At 68.9% G+C, this 16,865-nt stretch carries 18 protein-coding genes and 1 tRNA gene; 10 read left to right on the top strand and 9 right to left on the bottom strand.

Annotation, left to right across the window (positions count from 1 at the left end):
- Positions 1-17: 17 nt before the first annotated feature.
- Positions 18-884 carry a glycerophosphodiester phosphodiesterase gene (locus tag NVV32_RS00705; RefSeq protein ID WP_422391012.1) on the bottom strand — a complete coding sequence of 289 codons (867 nt, stop codon included), beginning with the start codon at positions 882-884 and terminating at the stop codon, positions 18-20.
- 129 nt (positions 885-1,013) lie between these two features.
- On the opposite strand from NVV32_RS00705, the gene NVV32_RS00700 reads away from it, so the two are divergent.
- Positions 1,014-2,261, top strand: a complete 1,248-nt coding sequence (locus NVV32_RS00700; RefSeq protein ID WP_422391011.1) for a DUF445 domain-containing protein — start codon at positions 1,014-1,016, stop codon at positions 2,259-2,261.
- 22 nt (positions 2,262-2,283) lie between these two features.
- Here NVV32_RS00700 and NVV32_RS00695 read toward each other — a convergent pair whose 3' ends face one another.
- On the bottom strand, positions 2,284-3,069 hold the full coding sequence (locus tag NVV32_RS00695; protein ID WP_055765829.1) for a hypothetical protein: 786 nt from the start codon (positions 3,067-3,069) through the stop codon (positions 2,284-2,286).
- A gap of 185 nt (positions 3,070-3,254) precedes the next feature.
- Positions 3,255-3,524, bottom strand: coding sequence for a GlsB/YeaQ/YmgE family stress response membrane protein (locus NVV32_RS00690; protein ID WP_055765832.1), 270 nt, complete (start codon positions 3,522-3,524; stop codon positions 3,255-3,257).
- Between the two features lie 355 nt (positions 3,525-3,879).
- On the opposite strand from NVV32_RS00690, the gene NVV32_RS00685 reads away from it, so the two are divergent.
- The 5 genes from NVV32_RS00685 (at position 3,880) to NVV32_RS00665 (ending at position 8,525) form a co-directional block, all read left to right on the top strand.
- On the top strand, positions 3,880-4,134 hold the full coding sequence (locus tag NVV32_RS00685; protein ID WP_055765834.1) for a DUF6458 family protein: 255 nt from the start codon (positions 3,880-3,882) through the stop codon (positions 4,132-4,134).
- A gap of 187 nt (positions 4,135-4,321) precedes the next feature.
- Positions 4,322-5,089, top strand: a complete 768-nt coding sequence (locus tag NVV32_RS00680; protein ID WP_055765837.1) for a DeoR/GlpR family DNA-binding transcription regulator — start codon at positions 4,322-4,324, stop codon at positions 5,087-5,089.
- Positions 5,086-6,108: a 1-phosphofructokinase family hexose kinase gene (locus NVV32_RS00675; protein ID WP_422391010.1), complete on the top strand. Its 1,023-nt coding sequence runs from the start codon at positions 5,086-5,088 to the stop codon at positions 6,106-6,108. Before NVV32_RS00680 ends, NVV32_RS00675 begins: the two co-directional genes overlap by 4 nt.
- Positions 6,108-8,195: a PTS fructose transporter subunit IIABC gene (locus tag NVV32_RS00670; protein ID WP_422391009.1), complete on the top strand. Its 2,088-nt coding sequence runs from the start codon at positions 6,108-6,110 to the stop codon at positions 8,193-8,195. Before NVV32_RS00675 ends, NVV32_RS00670 begins: the two co-directional genes overlap by 1 nt.
- A gap of 51 nt (positions 8,196-8,246) precedes the next feature.
- On the top strand, positions 8,247-8,525 hold the full coding sequence (locus NVV32_RS00665) for an HPr family phosphocarrier protein (protein ID WP_055765843.1): 279 nt from the start codon (positions 8,247-8,249) through the stop codon (positions 8,523-8,525).
- Between the two features lie 239 nt (positions 8,526-8,764).
- On the opposite strand, the gene NVV32_RS00660 is transcribed toward NVV32_RS00665, so the two are convergent.
- The 4 genes from NVV32_RS00660 to NVV32_RS00645 form a co-directional block, all read right to left on the bottom strand.
- Positions 8,765-9,478, bottom strand: coding sequence for a hypothetical protein (locus NVV32_RS00660; RefSeq protein WP_157365699.1), 714 nt, complete (start codon positions 9,476-9,478; stop codon positions 8,765-8,767).
- A 5-nt stretch (positions 9,479-9,483) separates the two neighbouring features.
- Positions 9,484-10,221, bottom strand: a complete 738-nt coding sequence (locus tag NVV32_RS00655; RefSeq protein WP_235498620.1) for a hypothetical protein — start codon at positions 10,219-10,221, stop codon at positions 9,484-9,486.
- Positions 10,222-10,367: 146 nt separating this feature from the next.
- A complete protein-coding gene (locus NVV32_RS00650; protein ID WP_422391008.1) occupies positions 10,368-10,622 on the bottom strand; it encodes a hypothetical protein in 255 nt (84 codons plus the stop codon).
- A 223-nt stretch (positions 10,623-10,845) separates the two neighbouring features.
- Positions 10,846-12,114 (bottom strand): endonuclease/exonuclease/phosphatase family protein, encoded by a 1,269-nt coding sequence (locus tag NVV32_RS00645; protein WP_422391007.1) that lies wholly within the window; start codon positions 12,112-12,114, stop codon positions 10,846-10,848.
- A gap of 360 nt (positions 12,115-12,474) precedes the next feature.
- Here NVV32_RS00645 and NVV32_RS00640 point away from each other — a divergent pair, with 360 nt between their 5' ends.
- Positions 12,475-13,230, top strand: coding sequence for a ZIP family metal transporter (locus tag NVV32_RS00640; protein ID WP_422391006.1), 756 nt, complete (start codon positions 12,475-12,477; stop codon positions 13,228-13,230).
- A gap of 62 nt (positions 13,231-13,292) precedes the next feature.
- On the opposite strand, the gene NVV32_RS00635 is transcribed toward NVV32_RS00640, so the two are convergent.
- Positions 13,293-13,366, bottom strand: a tRNA-Lys gene (locus NVV32_RS00635).
- Positions 13,367-13,503: 137 nt separating this feature from the next.
- Here NVV32_RS00635 and NVV32_RS00630 point away from each other — a divergent pair.
- From NVV32_RS00630 to NVV32_RS00620, 3 genes are all read left to right on the top strand, one after another.
- Entirely contained in the window at positions 13,504-14,151 is a 648-nt protein-coding gene (locus tag NVV32_RS00630) for a hypothetical protein (RefSeq protein ID WP_422391005.1), read from the top strand.
- 211 nt (positions 14,152-14,362) lie between these two features.
- Entirely contained in the window at positions 14,363-14,980 is a 618-nt protein-coding gene (locus tag NVV32_RS00625; protein WP_055768923.1) for a DUF47 domain-containing protein, read from the top strand.
- A complete protein-coding gene (locus NVV32_RS00620) occupies positions 14,981-15,991 on the top strand; it encodes an inorganic phosphate transporter (RefSeq protein ID WP_055765862.1) in 1,011 nt (336 codons plus the stop codon).
- 68 nt (positions 15,992-16,059) lie between these two features.
- On the opposite strand, the gene pstB is transcribed toward NVV32_RS00620, so the two are convergent.
- Positions 16,060-16,839 (bottom strand): phosphate ABC transporter ATP-binding protein PstB, encoded by a 780-nt coding sequence (gene pstB / locus NVV32_RS00615; protein ID WP_055765866.1) that lies wholly within the window; start codon positions 16,837-16,839, stop codon positions 16,060-16,062.
- Between the last annotated feature and the right edge of the window lie 26 nt (positions 16,840-16,865).

Here is a 16,865-nt window from a genome sequence, read left to right as displayed (position 1 = left end):
GCAGCCGGGCCGAGGGGTCAGGGCGTCGCGCTCTCCAGTGCGAGCCGTATCCGCGCCGGCACGTCGGTGGTCAGCTCCTGCACGCCGAGGCCGGCGAGGTACAAGGCGTCCTCCTCGGTGTTGACGGTCCACACCCGGACCCTCGTGCCCTCGTCGATCCACCGACGGACCCGCTCGGGGTGGGCCCGGACATACTGGACGCCCGGGCCCGCCATGCCGACCTCCTGCCGGTCGATCAGCTCCTCGCCCTCCTTCAGCGCCCTCCGCATCACGTTGATGAGCGCGCCCTCGGCGATCGAACCGAACCGCAGGGCGTCCCGCACCTCCTGCGGCTCCACATCGGCGACCAGCTGGCACAGCAGGTGGTGCGGCGCAGTCTCGGCGAGCTGATGCATCGAATCCGGGTTGAAGCTCATGAAGCTCACCTCGAGGAGGCCCAGGGTGGACGATTCCGGGTCCCAGCCCTCGTCCATGAGGAACGCGATCAGGGACTCCTCGAGCCGCAGGCCGAACGGGCTCGGATGCTTCAGTTCGATCGCCAGCTTCAGGGGCCGCCCCGTCGAGCGCAGGAGAGCCAGCAGGTCGGCGAGGCTGAGCACCTGGTCCCCGATCTCGCCGAAGCCGGCGGGGAGGTCCACGCCCTTCCAGGACGAGGCGTCCAGCGCCCTCAGCTCTGCCAGCGTGTGGTCCGCGACGTCGCCGGTGCCGTTCGTGGTCCGCTCCAGCGTGGTGTCGTGGAAGCACACGAGCTGACCGTCGCGGGTCAGGTGCACGTCGCACTCGACGCCGTCGGCTCCGTCCTCGAGGGCCTGCAGATACGCCGCCCGGGTGTGCTCCGCGTAGGTGCCGCTGCTGCCACGGTGGGCGAAGATGACGGGAGTCACGGGGCAACCTCTCGGTGTGGTCGGGGGTCCGGCTCCCACCGTACGTGACCGCTTCGCCGGTTGCCCATCGCCACCGCCCACCGAGGAGAGCCGGACCGCGTCGATAGACTCGGGAGGGTGAATGACCTGATGACCTCCTCGGACGCGGAGCGGGCGGCCGCCCTCCGCCGCATGAAGACCGTGGCGACCGGACTGCTGGCCGTCATGGCCGTCATCTTCGTGGTGGCCTTCGCGCTCCAGGACTCCTACCCCTGGCTGCAGTACGTCCGCGCGGCTGCCGAAGGCGGCATGGTGGGCGCCCTGGCCGACTGGTTCGCGGTGACTGCGCTGTTCAAGCATCCGATGGGCCTGAGGATCCCCCACACGGCGATCATCCCCCGGAAGAAGGACCAGATCGGCGAATCACTGGGCCAGTTCGTGGAGGAGAACTTCCTCTCCGAGGACGTGGTGCGCGCCAAGCTCGACTCCGCCCGCATCGCCCAGAAGGCGGGCGCGTGGCTGGAGAAGCCGGAGAGTGCCGACCGTGTGGCGGTGGAGGGCGCGGCGCTGATCCGCGGCATGTTCACGGTACTGAACGACGACGTCGTCCAGGGTGTCATCGAGTCCATGGTCCGGAAGCACCTGCTCGATCCGCCGTGGGGACCACCCGTGGGCAGCATCGCGGAGAGGATCTTCGCCGAGGGCCACCACCACCAGCTCGTGGACCTGCTGGTGGACCGCGCTGCGGACTGGGTGGACGCGAACTATTCGGTGGTCACGAGGGTTGTCGCGCAGCGGTCCCCCACCTGGGTCCCACGCCTCGTCGACGGGGTGGTCGGCGACCGCGTCCACGCGGAACTCTCCAAGTTCATCCGCGCGGTGCAGGACGACCCAGAGCACGACGTCCGCATCTCCATCGACACGTACCTGCGTGATCTGGCCCAGGATCTGCAGCACAAGCCCGAGACCATCGCGAAGGCGGAGGAGATCAAGGGCCAGCTCCTCGACGATCCTCACGTCCGCGACCTGACGGCCCGCACGTGGTCCACCATCAAGAACGCCCTGCTCGATGCCGTCAACGACCCCGAGAGCGAACTGACGACGAAGTTCACGGCGGCCGTGCGGGACTTCGGCTCACGCCTGGCGAATGACGCCGACCTCGCGGCCAAGGTGAACCACTGGATCGCCGACGCCGCGTCCTACGCGGTCCGCACCTACCGCAGTGAGATCGCGGGGGTCATCTCGGAGACCGTGGGCCGCTGGGACGCCGAGGAGACCTCCCGCAAGATCGAACTGCAGGTCGGCAAGGACCTGCAGTTCATCCGCATCAACGGCACGGTGGTCGGTTCGCTGGCGGGACTGTTGATCTTCACCCTCGCCCACGCGATCTTCGGTTAGGCCCGTTTCGTCGGCCCGCCCGTCAGGCCTGCTTCTTCCCGGCATCCTGCCGAGTCAGCTCGAGCACGTCGGCGAGTTCTCCGGGGATGGTCTGGGGCAGGGGCCCGAACGCCTCACGCGTGGTCTTGATGACCCCCTTGCCCATCAGGTGGTTGCCCGTTCCGCCGATCACCGCGCCCGCACCGAACGGCAGGGCGCGACCGAGCATGAAGCCACCCTGCTTCGCCAGGAACTTCTTGAGGAAGCGCCGCTGGATCGACCGCGTCACGGTCCTGACCATCGAGGCCGGGGCGGCCTTGTTGACGAGCTGGCCCCAGTACTGCGGAGCGCCCTGGCCCGCCGAAGCACCCAGGATGGAGCGGATCAGCGCCGTGCCCTCCTCCCCCATGAGGATCGCCATGACCATCGCGCGTGAACGTTCGGGGTCCTCGGTGCTGACGCCGTGCAGTTCCGCGATGGACTCCGCGAAGAGCGCCGTCGCCTCGAGGAACCCGACGGTCGCCGCGGCGGAGAGTCCGAGGGAGGCCAGCGTCCCGACGGCCGGCACCGCTGCTGTGGCGCCGACGGCCGCTCCCGCCACCGTCGTCGCGCGCAGGTAGTCACGCTCGAGCAGCCGGGCGAGCTCCGCCGGCGAAGCCTCGGGGTGGCGCTTCCTCAGCCGCTCGAGGTTGGACAGGACGAACGGGCGCTGGACGTCGAGGGCGCGCTCCACGGCGCGAAGGATGGCCGGCTTCGGGTTGCCGTCCTTGTCGAACAGCGTTCCGTTGGCGGCCTTGACTGCCGGGTTCTCCTTGGTGCGGCCAAACATGGTGGTCCCTCCGATGGTTCGTGTGCCCCTGGTTCGAGTGTAGGTGCGGCATCGCCCTGCCCGCCCGGGGTTCTGGCTGCGGCGCAGGAGCGGATCCGGATGCCCGCCTGTAACAGCGAAGGGCGCCACCGGTCCGGTGACGCCCTTCGTCAGCTGTTCCCCCACGGTTCAGCCGGTGGTGCAGATCAGACGCGCGAGCCCTTGCGACCGGTGATGAGGCCGTAGATGAAGAGCACGATCAGTGCGCCGAGGACGGCGAAGAGGATCGACGGCAGGGAGAACGTGCTGCCCATGTTGATGCCGAGGATGCTGCCGCCGATGAACCCGCCGAGGAAGGCTCCGACGACACCCAGGATCATGGTGACGATGATGCCGCCGCCCTGCTTGCCGGGCATGATCAGCTTGGCGAGGGCGCCGGCGAGAAGGCCGAGGATAAGGAATGCGATGAAACTCATGTGGTGCTCCTTGAGTGATGAGGCATCCTGTCCGGGGACGGGATGCTGTCGAGTTATACGGTGCATCGAAGTGCAACTGGCTGCAACTGGCTGCAACTGTACTTCATCAGCATGCTTAGGGTGCAATCGTAGCACCACGCTAATCCTGCTTAGCAAGAGGCCGGGGGGAACATTCTCCGAATCGATACGGGGCGGGCCGCTGCGGCGCGGTGCCACCAGCCACCCCGGTTTTCCGGCGATCCACCCGTATGATGAGCGCAGGCGGGCCGCCCCCGGGAGTAAGCGGCACAGTCAGTGAAACCGCTGGGGAATTCTCTCGAATCTGCCATTAGCGCCACACCGGAGGAGTTTTTTCATGCGAATCGGTTCGTCAATCTTTCTTATTGCACTCGGTGCAATTCTTGCTTTCGCCGTGCAGGTCCAGGTCAGCTTCGTGGACCTGGCACTCGTCGGCTACATCCTGATGGCGGTGGGCGTGATCGGTCTCATCGCCTCCCTCGTCCTGGCGGCCCCCCGCCGTCAGGCACGTGTCTCCGAGTCCCGCTCGGTCGTGGATCCGAACACGGGCGAGACCATCACGCGCAGGGAGTCCCGCGACACCGGCCTCTGATCCGGGAGCACGCACTCACGAGGAGCAACGGAAGGCCGGGACATCGTCCCGGCCTTCCGTTTTCTGCGTTTACCCCCGAGTGAGGACAAAAAGTGCTTGACGTCACAGGAAATCCGGGTCTAGAGTCACTCAAACAAAGATAAAGCCACACGGTCGGGGTTGCCCGACCCATGACGACGGGGTCCTCATGTTCGCGGAAGAGCGGTACCGGCAGATCAGCACCATGGTCCTCGCCGATGGCCGCGTCACGGTGTCCGCGCTCTCCTCCCGCTTCGGGATCACCAAGGAGACCGTGCGGCGGGACCTCGCCCTGCTCGAGAACGACGGCGTCCTGCGCCGAGTACACGGCGGGGCGATCGCGGGCAGCGGTGCCACCACCAACGAGCCGAGCCTCAGCAGCCGGTCCGCCCAGCGCTCCCCCGAGAAGAAGCGCATCGCCGGGGCCGCCCTCACCCTCGCACCGCTCGCCGGTGCCGTCGTCGTCGACGCCGGCAGTACCACCGGCGCCCTGGCCGAGCTCCTCGTCACCGAGGCGCGGACGGGCCTGGCGGTCATCACGCACTCCGTCCCCGTCGCCGCCATGATCTCGGGCGCGGGGCTGAGCGTCGAGCTGGTGGGAGGGCGCGTCCGTGCCCTCACCAGCGCGGCCGTCGGCAGCAGCACGGTGGCGCACTTCGAACGCCTGCGGGCGGACGTCGCGTTCATCGGGACGAACGGCCTCGCCGCCGGCTTCGGACTGAGCACGCCGGACGTCGACGAGGCCGCCGTCAAGACCGCCATCCTCCGTTCCGCCCGGCGTGTGGTGCTGCTGGCGGATTCGTCGAAGTTCGACGAGGAGACCCTGATCAGTTTCGCCACCCTGGAGGACATCGATGTACTCATCACCGACCGCGCGCCCCGGGGCGCCCTCGCCGAGGCCCTCGCCGCTGCCGATGTGGAGGTGACGGTCGCGTGATCCTCACCCTCACCGCGAACCCCAGTATCGACCGCACCGTCGAGCTCACGGAGCCCCTGGCGCGCGGCGCCGTGCAGCGGGCCGCCCGCGTGGTCCAGGAAGCCGGCGGCAAGGGCGTTAACGTCAGCCGGGCCCTCGCGATGTCCGGGACGCGGACCCTCGCGGTCCTGCCCGGGGACGACGACGACCCTGTGCTCGCGGGCCTGACCGCGCTCGGGGTCCCGTTCCGCAACCTGCCCGTCGGAGCGGGCCTGCGCACCAATACCGCGATCACCGAGCCGGACGGCACGACGACGAAGATCAACGAGCCCGGCCCCGAGCTCTCGTCCAGGCTGATCGACCGTCTCGTCGCCGTCGTCGTCGAGGAGAGCGACGGCGCCGACTGGCTCGTCCTGGCCGGGTCCCTGCCGCCGGGCGTCCCCGCGACCTTCTACACGACGGTGACCGCAGCGGTCCGCGGGGCCTACGGGCTGTCCGCTCCCCTCATCGCCATCGACTCCTCCGGCGAGCCGCTCATCGAGGCGGCGGCCGGGGTCCCAGCACCCGATCTGCTGAAGCCGAATGCCGAGGAGCTCAGCGAGCTCACCGGCATCGGCACGGGTGACCAGCTCGAGCACGATCACGAACTGGCCGCGAAGGCCTGCGCGGTGCTCATCACCGCGGGGGTGGGTGCGGTTCTGGCGACCCTTGGTTCCAAGGGCGCCCTGCTCGTGACGAACGCGGGGGCCTGGCACGCCGTGCACCCGCCGGTCACGGCGCGTTCCACGGTCGGCGCGGGAGATTCCGCACTGGCCGGTTACCTGCTGGCGCACAGCGCAGGCGAACTCCCCGAGAACTGCCTGCGCCAGGCTGTCGCTCACGGATCGGCGGCTGCCGCCCTTCCTGGTTCCACCGTCCCATCGCTCGACCTGACGACGCCCGGCGCCGTCACCGTCACCCCCCTCAAGGTCACCCTTCCCGTGATCGAACCAAGCGCTACAGGGTCCATCGACGGACCCAAAGCACAGGAGGAATTCTGATGTCCGAACTCATCACCCCGGAGCTCGTCTCCCTGGACGAGGACCTGGGGGCCGAGCGTCGCTCGGTGATCCGGTACCTCGCGGAGCAGGTCGCCGCGCAGGGGCGCTCCACGGAGGTCGACGCCCTGTACGCCGACGCCCTCGCCCGGGAGGAGAAGACCTCCACCGGCGTCCCCGGCGGCATCGCCATCCCGCACTGCCGCTCGAAGGCCGTCTCGGAGGCGACGCTGGCCATGGCCCGCCTGTCCCCGGCCGTCGACTTCGGTGCCAAGGACGGCCCCGCCGACCTCGTGTTCTTCATCGCGGCTCCGGACGGCGCGGACCAGGAGCACCTAAAGCTCCTCTCGAAGCTCGCCCGATCCCTGATCAGGAAGGACTTCACCGCCTCGCTGCGGTCCGCGCAGACCCCGGCGGATGTCGTCGCGCTGGTCAACGGCGCGCTCGGGATCGGTGAGCCGGCCACGACCGGCGACGGCGCCCATGCGGCCGGCACCGCCCGCGGCGACCGCTCGAGCGAGGCAGCCGCGACCCTCGGAACGTCGCCGGCGGGCACCGACACCACGGGTCCCGCCGTCGAGCACGGACGGTCCACGGACACGAAGGTCCGGCGCCTCGTCGCGGTCACCGCGTGCCCCACGGGGATCGCCCACACCTACATGGCTGCAGACTCGCTCGTCGCCGCCGCCAAGGAGCGCGGGATCGACCTCCAGGTCGAGACGCAGGGCTCCTCGGGAGCGACTCCGCTGGACCCCGCGGTGATCGCGGCGGCCGACGCCGTGATCTTCGCCGTCGACGTCGACGTCCGCGACAAGCAGCGCTTCGCCGGCCTCCCCGTGATCAGCGCCCCCGTGAAGCGAGGGATCGACGAGCCCGGCGAGATGGTCGAGGAAGCCCTCGCGGCCGCCTCGAACCCCAACGCCCGCAGGGTCACCGGAACCGCCGGCGGCGAGCAGACCGACGACGACGGCGGCCGGGACGGCATCGGCAGCACGCTGAAGCGCGCCCTGCTCACGGGCGTCAGCTACATGATCCCGTTCGTGGCGGGCGGTGGCCTGCTGATTGCGCTCGGCTTCCTGCTCGGTGGGTACCTCATCACCGACACCGCGGACGCGATCGTGCTGGAGAACACCTTCGGCAACCTGCCCGAGGGCGGCCTGGCGACGTACCTCGGCGCGGTCGCCTTCAAGATCGGCCAGCTCTCCCTCGGGTTCCTCGTCCCGGCACTCGCCGGCTACATCGCCTACGCCCTGGCGGACCGGCCCGGCATCGCGCCCGGCTTCGTCGCAGGCGCCGTCGCCGGCTTCATGGGAGCGGGTTTCCTCGGCGGGATCGTCGGTGGCCTGCTCGCCGGGTACGTCGCTTTGATGATCGGGCGCCTCGCGGTGCCGCGCTGGCTGCGGAGCCTCATGCCGGTCGTCATCATCCCGCTGCTGGCATCCATCGTGGCCTCCGGCCTCATGTTCCTCGTGCTCGGCGGGCCCATCGCCGCCATCACCGACGGCCTCAACAACTGGCTCTCCGGCCTCACCGGCACGGCCGCCGTCGGCCTGGGCCTCATCCTGGGCCTCATGATGGCCGTCGATCTCGGTGGACCGGTCAACAAGGTGGCCTACTCCTTCGCCGTCGCCGGCCTGGGCGCCGGGTCCATCGACAACCAGGCACCCTGGCAGATCATGGCTGCCGTCATGGCTGCCGGCATGGTTCCTCCGCTGGCCATGGCCCTGGCCACGGTGATCGACCGCCGCCGGTTCACGGTCGCCGAACGCGAGAACGGGAAGGCTGCCTGGCTCCTGGGCGCCGCCTTCATCTCCGAGGGGGCCATCCCGTTCGCCGCCGCCGATCCGCTCCGCGTCATCCCCGCCTCGCTGCTCGGTTCCGCCGTCACCGGAGCGATCGTCATGGGGACGGGCGTCACATCCCAGGCACCGCACGGTGGGATCTTCGTCTTCTTCGCCATCGGGAACGTCGCCATGTTCGTGGTCGCGATCATCGTCGGGACCATCATCTCCGCCCTTGCGGTGATCGGCCTCAAGCGCTACGCCACCAGCAAGAAGGACGCCCCGGTCGCCGAGCCGGTTGCAGCCTGACCGCTGGTCCGGTTGGCTGTACCTGAACCCACCTACACAGAGGAGCACAACATGGCAGAACGCAAGGCAACAGTGGCGAGCCGGGTCGGCCTGCACGCCCGACCCGCGTCCATCTTCGCGGAGGCCGCAGGCGAGCTTCCCCTCGAGGTCACCATCGCCATGGACGGCGAGCCCGCGGAGGAGGCGATGGATGCCTCGAGCATCCTCTCGCTCATGAGCCTCGGTGCGTCGCACGGCGACGTGATCGTCCTCCGCGCCGAGGGCGACGGCGCCGAGGACGCACTCGAAAGCCTCGCCAGGATCATCGAGACGGACCACGACGCCGAGTAGCACCCCACACGTAAGGGCACCATCCGCCCCTGATACCTGGCGGATGGTGCCCTTCGCTGTGCCCCAGCACGGGTGGTCGGGTAGGTGGGTCCACCCGTTCTCATGGACTCACCCACCCGCCTCGCAACGATCCGCTGACCCCCCACGGACAGCGGCAGTTACATAATCATTATTTTTACACACGATCATGAAAACGTGAATGCACCGAGGACACGATTGCGTCACGCTTGGCGCGGCGCCTAGGCGAGCTTGTTCGCTCGACGGCGGGTCCGTCCGTTCACGATGTGGCTGGCCCAGATCAGGCACAGCCCGACGACGGTCAGGAGGATGGCCGAGAACGGCAGGATGATGTCCCAGACCGACAGGTCGAGTGGTGTGAGGCGGAGGGCGACGAAGACGACGACGAGGGAGAAACCGCAGGCGAGGAAGCCACAGGCCACGCGATGGATCGTCCTCGCGTGACGGTCGAGCGCCGAGGTCGCGGCCGGCACGACCAGGCACGCGGCCACATATCCGGGATACAGCCGACCCACGGCCGCATACTGCTGCACCGAGTCCTGGTTCTCGAAAGCGTGCAGGCCCGTGGAGCTGCCGGCCAGCTCGCTCGCCACGAAGAAGTAGAGCGTGGCAAGGACGGTCAGCGCGAGGATCGCCAGGCCGAACCGCCCGACGACGAGCCTTCGGGCAAGGGGCGAGTCGAAGGCTGCCGCCATCCGCAGAGCGAGCAGCAGGAAGACCGCATACAGGGCCAGGCGGAGGAGAAGGTTCGCGAGGTTGATCCCGCCGAGCAGGCCGTCCACTGCGCCGTAGATCGGGGCGATGGAGAGCCCGACGCACACAGAGAGCAGCACGAGCGCGCTGAAGATCACCCGCCCTGCTCCTCTCCTCGCGGCGGGAACACGCACGGCAGCCCCGACGATGCACAGTCCGAGCACGATCCATTGAAGTGTCACGACTGTCATCCGAGGTTCTCCCACAGGGCGCGGTCCTTGCCGTCGTCGAGCTCGGCCCTGCGGATCTGCTTGCCGAGCACGTCGAGGCGGTCACGGGCGAGGAACACGAGGTCGAGATCGGGCATGGCGCAGAGGGCTCTCGCCCTGCCGTCCGGGGGCCAGCCGCCCTCCTCCTGCGTCAGGAGGCCCGTGACCACCAGGCCGCTGGTCAGCGAGACCCCGGAGATCCGGGCGGCTTCGAGCGCGATCTCGGGCGCCAGACGCCCCGCCGTGAGCTGCGCGGACAGATTCTGCCGGGCCACTCCCGTGCGGGCGGCCAGCTGTTGCCGGAGATCCCCCGGGTCGATGGCCTCGATCCACGCACGGACGGAATTCCTGTGCGGGAAGGGGGCGAGGTTCAGCTGCAGGTCGCTCCCCGCGCATTCCTGGTCCTCGCTGCGCGCGACCAGCAGCCGGAGGATGTCGATGTGCGAGACCTGGCTCACGAGTTCGGCGTCCGTCGGGGTGCGGACCCCGGCCGGGACGTCGGTGAACCCCTCGAAGACGGCCAGCGAGTCGACGGGCGGAAGCCCGTAGCCCCGGGCGATCGAGACGATGGTGGGGACGGAGACCTTGCCCCGCACGAGCTGCTGCGCGAGGGTGGAACGCTTGATCCCGGCCACCCTGCACACGTCCGAGACGGTGTCCTGCGGTGCGATACGGGAACGCCACAGCTGGAATGCCTTGGCTGTGACGGCCATCATCACCTTTCGATTGGACTTTGCGCTCTCCTGTCGAAGTATACTGAGATCGCTGGCTCCGATTTCTGCGATTCCCCCATACGCAGAACTCGGAGCCAGCTCCACTTTAACTCAGTGGGAGCCACCCGGCAGCGTGCCCGGGGAGGGCCTCACCAGCGGACTTTCTTCTCCTTCTTGCCCTGCTTGCTGCTCTCGTTGGCGGCCTTCTGGTGGGCCGCACCCGTTGCCGCGGTGGGGTTGGCGCCGTGGTTCTTCCGAGCGAGCGCGAGCTTGGCCCGCGGATCGTCCTGGACGCTGCGACGCTGGGCGCCTCCGGCCTCGGCGGGCGGTGAATCCTCCGCTTCCGGCGGCGGGACGGCGGCGGAAGCGGCCGCGGACGCGTCGTTCTGGGGCGTGGTGGTCATGGTGTTCCTTTCTGGGGTGGCGCCACGAGATGCGTCGGAACACGTCATCGCCACCGCAGGGAGTACCCGCGGGAACGCTGGGGGTCGGACGGATTTCAGGGGCGCCTGTGGAGGGGTGTCATCGACACATGACGCGGATCGCGGCCGGAGCCGGATCGCCTACTGAAAAAGAATCGTCCTCATGCCTCCGACGGTACACCCCGCCCGCGCGGCGGGACAAGGCCTAGCGCGGCCTGCCACCGCTGAGCGTGACATCGACGAAGACCAGCCGATGATCACTCGTCGGGAAGGGGAAGATCCCCGTCAGCTCCGCACCGGGACTGCCTGCCCGGGGCCAGAACACCCCTGCGGCAGCCACCTTGAGCGTGCGCGACGGCAGCACGTAGTCGGCCCTGATGTTGCCGGCATCCCTGTCCTCGAAGTCCGCCGTGTCGAACCGCGGATCACTCCTGTGCCTGGCGTTGGCACCGCCCTGCAGGGCGGACGCCTCGACAGCTCCGTTCGACGACGACAGCGGATCTTGGACGAGCTTGTTGCCCAGTAACTGGTCGATCGACCCTGCCCGTGAATCCCCGTCCAGGGGATCGCTGTTCTGATCACCCATGACGACGAACCGCTCGCCTCGGTTCAGGCCGCCGGTACCGCCGTCGTCGTCGTAGATGTAGGACGCGCCGGGACCGCCGGTCACGTAGTCGGACCAGAAGCGGATCTCGTCGCTGTTGCGCCTGCCGTTCCGATCCTCCTGCCCGTCGAACACCGGTGGCGTCGGATGGCTGGCGAGGACGTGCACGGTCCTGCCGCCGACCTCGACGGGGACGTCCCAGTGCGACTTGCTGGACAGCGGGAGCGCTGCCAGTTCATCCGTCGAGTACCAGTCGTCGGCCGCCTCCGTTGCCGGGTTGTCGGGCAGCAACGCTCCGGGCATGTCCTTCCACAGGAAGTCCTGGAAGGTCCTGACGGCCTCGGTGCGGATGGGATACCTCGAGTACACCACCATGCCGTACTGGCCCTCGAAGGCGCCGAAGCCCAGTGCGTCGTCGGCGCCTCCGACGCGCCCGTCGTTGTTGAGGTCGAACCCGCTGGGCACGCCGGTGTTCGAGGGCACCGTGTACACGTAGGGGTAGTCGATCGGGGCCTTGCCGTTCTGGCCGACCCGGAGATAGTTCTGACTGAAGAGATCAGCGGCGCGGCCGCCCGCGACGTAGTCGAATTCGTTCAGGAGCACGACGTCCGGCCGGTTGATCTGGATGACCTCCGCGATCGCCCTCGCCTGCGTATTGGCCGGGGTACTCAGATCGCGGACGAGGTCGCCCGGCGCCGCTCGGTTCAGGCTGGCGTTGTAGGTCGCGAACCGCACATCCTGTTTCCCGGCGCGGGTCCCGGCGATCACGGACCGTGAATCGTCGTACGCGACGGCGGAACCGGCGGGAGCTCCGACGACGACGAGCGCGGCGGCGAGCAGGGCTGCCGAGCATGCGGTCGGGATACGCACAGGTCCCTCCTCAGGTCATGGAGCGGCGCCGCTGAAGGCGTGCGCCACCGTCGTCGAACGCTCCGGTAGATCGAGCCTAACCGGGTCCGGGGGGCCGCAACGGGCCGGCGGATAACGATTCAAACTCATCCACGTCGGAAGGATGCCCCGACGAGGGCAGCCGTGTGGAGATCACCCGGAGGGTGCCCGTGGCACGATCCGCCCTCCACTCGCCCGGTGGTTCCCGGCCACGTCGCGATCCCCGGCCTTCCCCGTCAAGCCCCGGTTCCGCCACCGGGTGCCTCCGCACGCGGGCGGTTCCATGGCAAGCTGGGCCGGATTCATCTCGTGGTGCCGTGGGCACCGGAAGGAGCGGCTCCCGTGCCACTGTGGCTGCAGGCATTCGGGTGGGGTTTGATCGCAGGAGGGGCGCTGGTCCTCGGAGCGGCGATCGCGTGGAGGTGGACCGTGCCACCCCGGATCGTCTCCTTCGTGATGGCGTTCGGGGCGGGAGTGCTCATCTCCGCCCTCGCCTTCGAACTCGTCGGAGAGGCCCAGGAGGCGGGCGGGCTCGTGCCGACAGCTGGAGGCTTCCTCGTCGGAGCCGTGACCTATGTGGGAGCCAACGCGATCCTCGCCCGCAAGGGGGCGCAGCACCGCAAGCGGTCGGGCGGGCAGCAGCCGTCGGAGTCCGACGCCGCCGGGAGCGGCAACGCCATTGCACTCGGCGCCCTGCTCGACGGCATCCCGGAGTCGGTGGTCCTGGGGCTCGGCCTCGTGGCGGGAGGCACGGTGAATCCGGCGGTCCTCGTCGCGATCTTCATCTCCAACGTGCCCGAAGGACTCTCGAGCACCGCCGGCATGAAGAACGCGGGCCGCAGCAGCCGCTATGTGTTCGCGCTGTGGGGCGGCATCGCCCTCGCCTCGGGACTGGCGGCCCTCATCGGGTACTCGTTGCTGGCGGATGCCTCCGGCGTCACCGTCGCGTTCATCACGGCGATCGCCGCCGGCGCCATCCTCGCGATGGTCGCGGACACCATGATCCCCGAGGCCTTCGAGCGCCAGCACATGTTCACGGGACTGATCGCCGCCCTCGGGTTCCTCGCGGCGTTCGTGGTGCACACGGTCTCCGCATGAGCAGCACCTCGCACCGACGACGAAGGACCCCGGAACTGGTCCGGGGTCCTTCCCTCACGCGGTAGGCCCTGTGGGGCTCGAACCCACGACCCACGGATTAAAAGTCCGTTGCTCTAGCCAACTGAGCTAAGGGCCCGCCCATCACCACCCCGGGGACCCGCAGGTCCGCCGTGCGGCGATGACCCGCCCACTTTATCGCAATCACCCACGCCCCGAAGACGGGTCCGAGGCCCTGCCGACCGGCCGCGACGACCGCAGGAGTATCCTCGTTCCATGGACGGCGACTACACGAACAAGAGCCCGCGGCCGCACAAGCCGAAGCCTTTCGCCCCGGCCGATTTCGAGGTCTTCGCGGGGGGCGTCGACCCGTCCCGGGTCTCCGAGGCCGCCCACATGGCGGCCCACGCCCTGGTGCACCACGGGCGGGACGCCGACGATCCCGACGTGACCCGCCGCCTCGTCGAACTCGCCGACCGGCAGGGCCTCGAGGCCATCGCCGAGATGTGGGCCGAGAGTCCTGCGAGATCCCTGCCAGGGGCCCTGTGGCGGCTCTACGCGCTGCGTGCCGCGACCCAGCAGAACCCCGAGCGGATCGCCGCCTACTTCGCCTCCGGCAAGGAGATCGCCCAGGTCTCGAAGGTCGTGGCGGGCGTGGCCGAACCGCCCGGCGCCGCAGAGATGACCACCATGGCGGACACCATCCTCTCGGGCGCCTTCGACGGCGACTTCGACGTCGCCCTCGAACGGTTCGCCGCGTTCTGCCGCGTCGTCGCCCTCGGCCAGGCCAACCACGCGGACGACCGGGAGGTGGCCAGCGGGTCCCACGCCTCGAAGCTCACGCGCAATTCCCACCAGCTGATCAAGACCGCTGAGGACCTCGAGCACGCCGCCGCCTCCTGGCGGCGCGGCGACCTCGACTGAGCGGCCCGTCACAGGCGATGTTGACAGCCGCTCCGGGGAGGGCAAGACTTAACCCGGCGTCGGACCGTGGAACCCCCGGGCTTCAACACTCAGCCGCTTCGAGCGGCCTTCCGCCGAGAGGCGCTCCCGGTTCGACGCCACTACTCTGCCCAGAGGCATGCGCGTCGGTGGCAGCACCGCCGACGCCCACCCACCCTCCGAGGAAGACTCCGTGAAACTACGCCTCTTCCCGCAGGAGAACGCCGGGCTCGAGCTCCTCGCCCGCATGGCGAACCAGCTGGTGCTCGGCGTCGGCACCATGTCCGCCATCCTCGGAGCGTCCGTCCAGGAGTACGACCGCCTGTCCGAGGAGCTGCACCAGCACGAGTCGGCCTCGACGGACCTCCACTTCGCGCTCCTCACCTCCATGCGGACGTCCTTCATCAACCCGCTGCCCCGTGAGGACCTCTACGTGCTCTCGCGCCTGCTCAACGAGGCCATCGAGAAGCTCGACGGAGCGGGTGAGCTGATCGCGCTGTACAAGCTGAGTAAGGTGAGCCAGCGGGCGGCCGACCAGCTGGAGGTCATCAATCGGCAGGCCGAGCTCACCGCCGTCGCGATGCAGCGCCTCACCTCCATGGAGGACCTCGAGGAGTACTGGATCGAGATCCTGCGCCTCGCACGGCGGGCCGAGCGCACGCACCGCAGCTGGTGCGCCGAGCTCCTCGACGACCACAAGCCGCTCGTCTACGCCCGCCACCGGGACGTGGCGAACCAGCTGGTCGAGGTCACCAAGGACATCCGTCGGGTCGCCACGCAGGTGGGCAGCATCCTCGTCAAGGAATCGTAGGTGGAGGCCCTCCTCCTCGGAGCGGTGATCGTCACCGCGGGCGGCTTCGCCTTCCTCAACGGTTTCCACGACGTCTCGAACTCGGTGGCGACGGCGGTGCGGACGAGGGCGCTGACACCCACCGTCGCCGTCCTCCTCGCGGCACTCTTCAACCTGGTGGGTGCGTTGCTCAGCACCTCCCTCGCCCTGTTCTTCACCGACGCCGGGATCGGCCTGCCCGAGGGCTCCACCGGCCTCGGGATCCTGATGGCAGCCCTTCTCGCGGCCTGCCTGTGGGGCATCCTCACCTGGTACCGCGGCAAGCCGTCGTCGTCCACCCATGCCCTGCTCGGCGGCGTCATCGGCGCGGGTGGTGCGTCGCAGCTGACCAGCGGGCCGGCGATGAGCGGCGCCGGGGAGACACTGCTCCTCCAGATCGTCCTGCCCCTCCTCCTGTCACCCGTCATCGCCTACCTCCTGGCCTACCTGGCCGTGTTCCCGGCCACCTGGCTGCTTCGGCACGGCTCGCCCGCGCGGGTGAACCGCGGGAACCGGATGGCGCAGTCCGTGCTGGCGGGAACCTTCGCGCTCGGGCACGGGCTGCAGGACGGCCAGCGGACGATGGCGGTGATCCTCCTCGCACTGGTGGGTTCCGGCTACGCCACGGGCACGGACATCCCCGTATGGGTGCAGGTGTTCGCCGCGGTCCTGCTGACGGCCGGATCGCTGTTCGGCGGCTGGCGCATCACGCACACCCTCGGGAACCGCCTGGTGCACATGGATCCCCTGCGGGGCATGACGGCCCAGGGCGTCAGCTCCGCCATGCTATTCATCGGCGCCATCTCGCTGCACCTCCCCCTCTCCAGCACCCACACCATGACCTCGGCGATCGTGGGGGCGGGGGCGAACCAGCGCTTCGCGTCCGTGCAGCGTCCGCGCGTGATCCGCATCCTGCTCGTCTGGCTCGCGACGGCACCGGCCACGGCGCTGGTGGGTGCGGTCTTCTTCCTGGCGCTCAGCCCGCTCCTGTAGGACCCCTGCCGGACGAGCGACGGCGGCCCCGCCCTGGGAGCCGCCGTCGTGCGTGGACCGCCGTCGACCTATCCGAAGCGACCGGAGACGTAGTCCTCCGTGGCCTTGATGGTCGGCTTGTTGAAGATCGTCGTCGTGTCGTCGTACTCGATGAGCTTGCCCGGCTTGCCGGTACCGGCGATGTTGAAGAAGGCGGTCTTGTCCGAGACACGGGCCGCCTGCTGCATGTTGTGCGTCACGATCACCACGGTGTAGTCGGCCTTGAGCTCGTTGATGAGATCCTCGATGGCCAGGGTGGAGATGGGATCCAGCGCCGAGCACGGCTCGTCCATCAGGATCACCTGCGGTGACACGGCGATGGCCCGGGCGATGCAGAGGCGCTGCTGCTGGCCGCCGGAGAGCCCGGACCCCGGGCGTCCGAGGCGGTCCTTGACCTCGTTCCAGAGGTTGGCGCCCTGCAGCGACTTCTCCACGAGGTCGTCCGCATCGGATTTGCTGATGCGCTTGTTGTTGAGCTTCACCCCGGCCAGCACGTTGTCACGGATGGACATGGTGGGGAACGGGTTGGGGCGCTGGAAGACCATCCCGATCTGCCCGCGCACGGTCACGGGGTCGACGGCGGAGTCGTACAGGTTGTCGCCGTCGAGCAGCACCTCGCCCTCGACGCGGGCGCCGGGGATGACCTCGTGCATGCGGTTCAGGGTGCGCAGGAACGTCGACTTGCCGCAGCCCGACGGGCCGATGAAGGCCGTGACGGAGCGGGCTTCGATGTTGATGTTGACGTCCTCCACGGCAAGGAACTTGCTGTAGTAGACATTGAGGTCCTTGACGTCGATTCGCTTGGACATGGCTTCCTTATCGGTCGGTACCGCGA

The organism is Arthrobacter sp. N1 (genome assembly GCF_048288285.1).
Lineage (GTDB): Bacteria > Actinomycetota > Actinomycetes > Actinomycetales > Micrococcaceae > Arthrobacter_D.
Note: the sequence above shows the minus strand (reverse complement) of the source record. Positions and strands in the feature narration are given on the sequence as shown.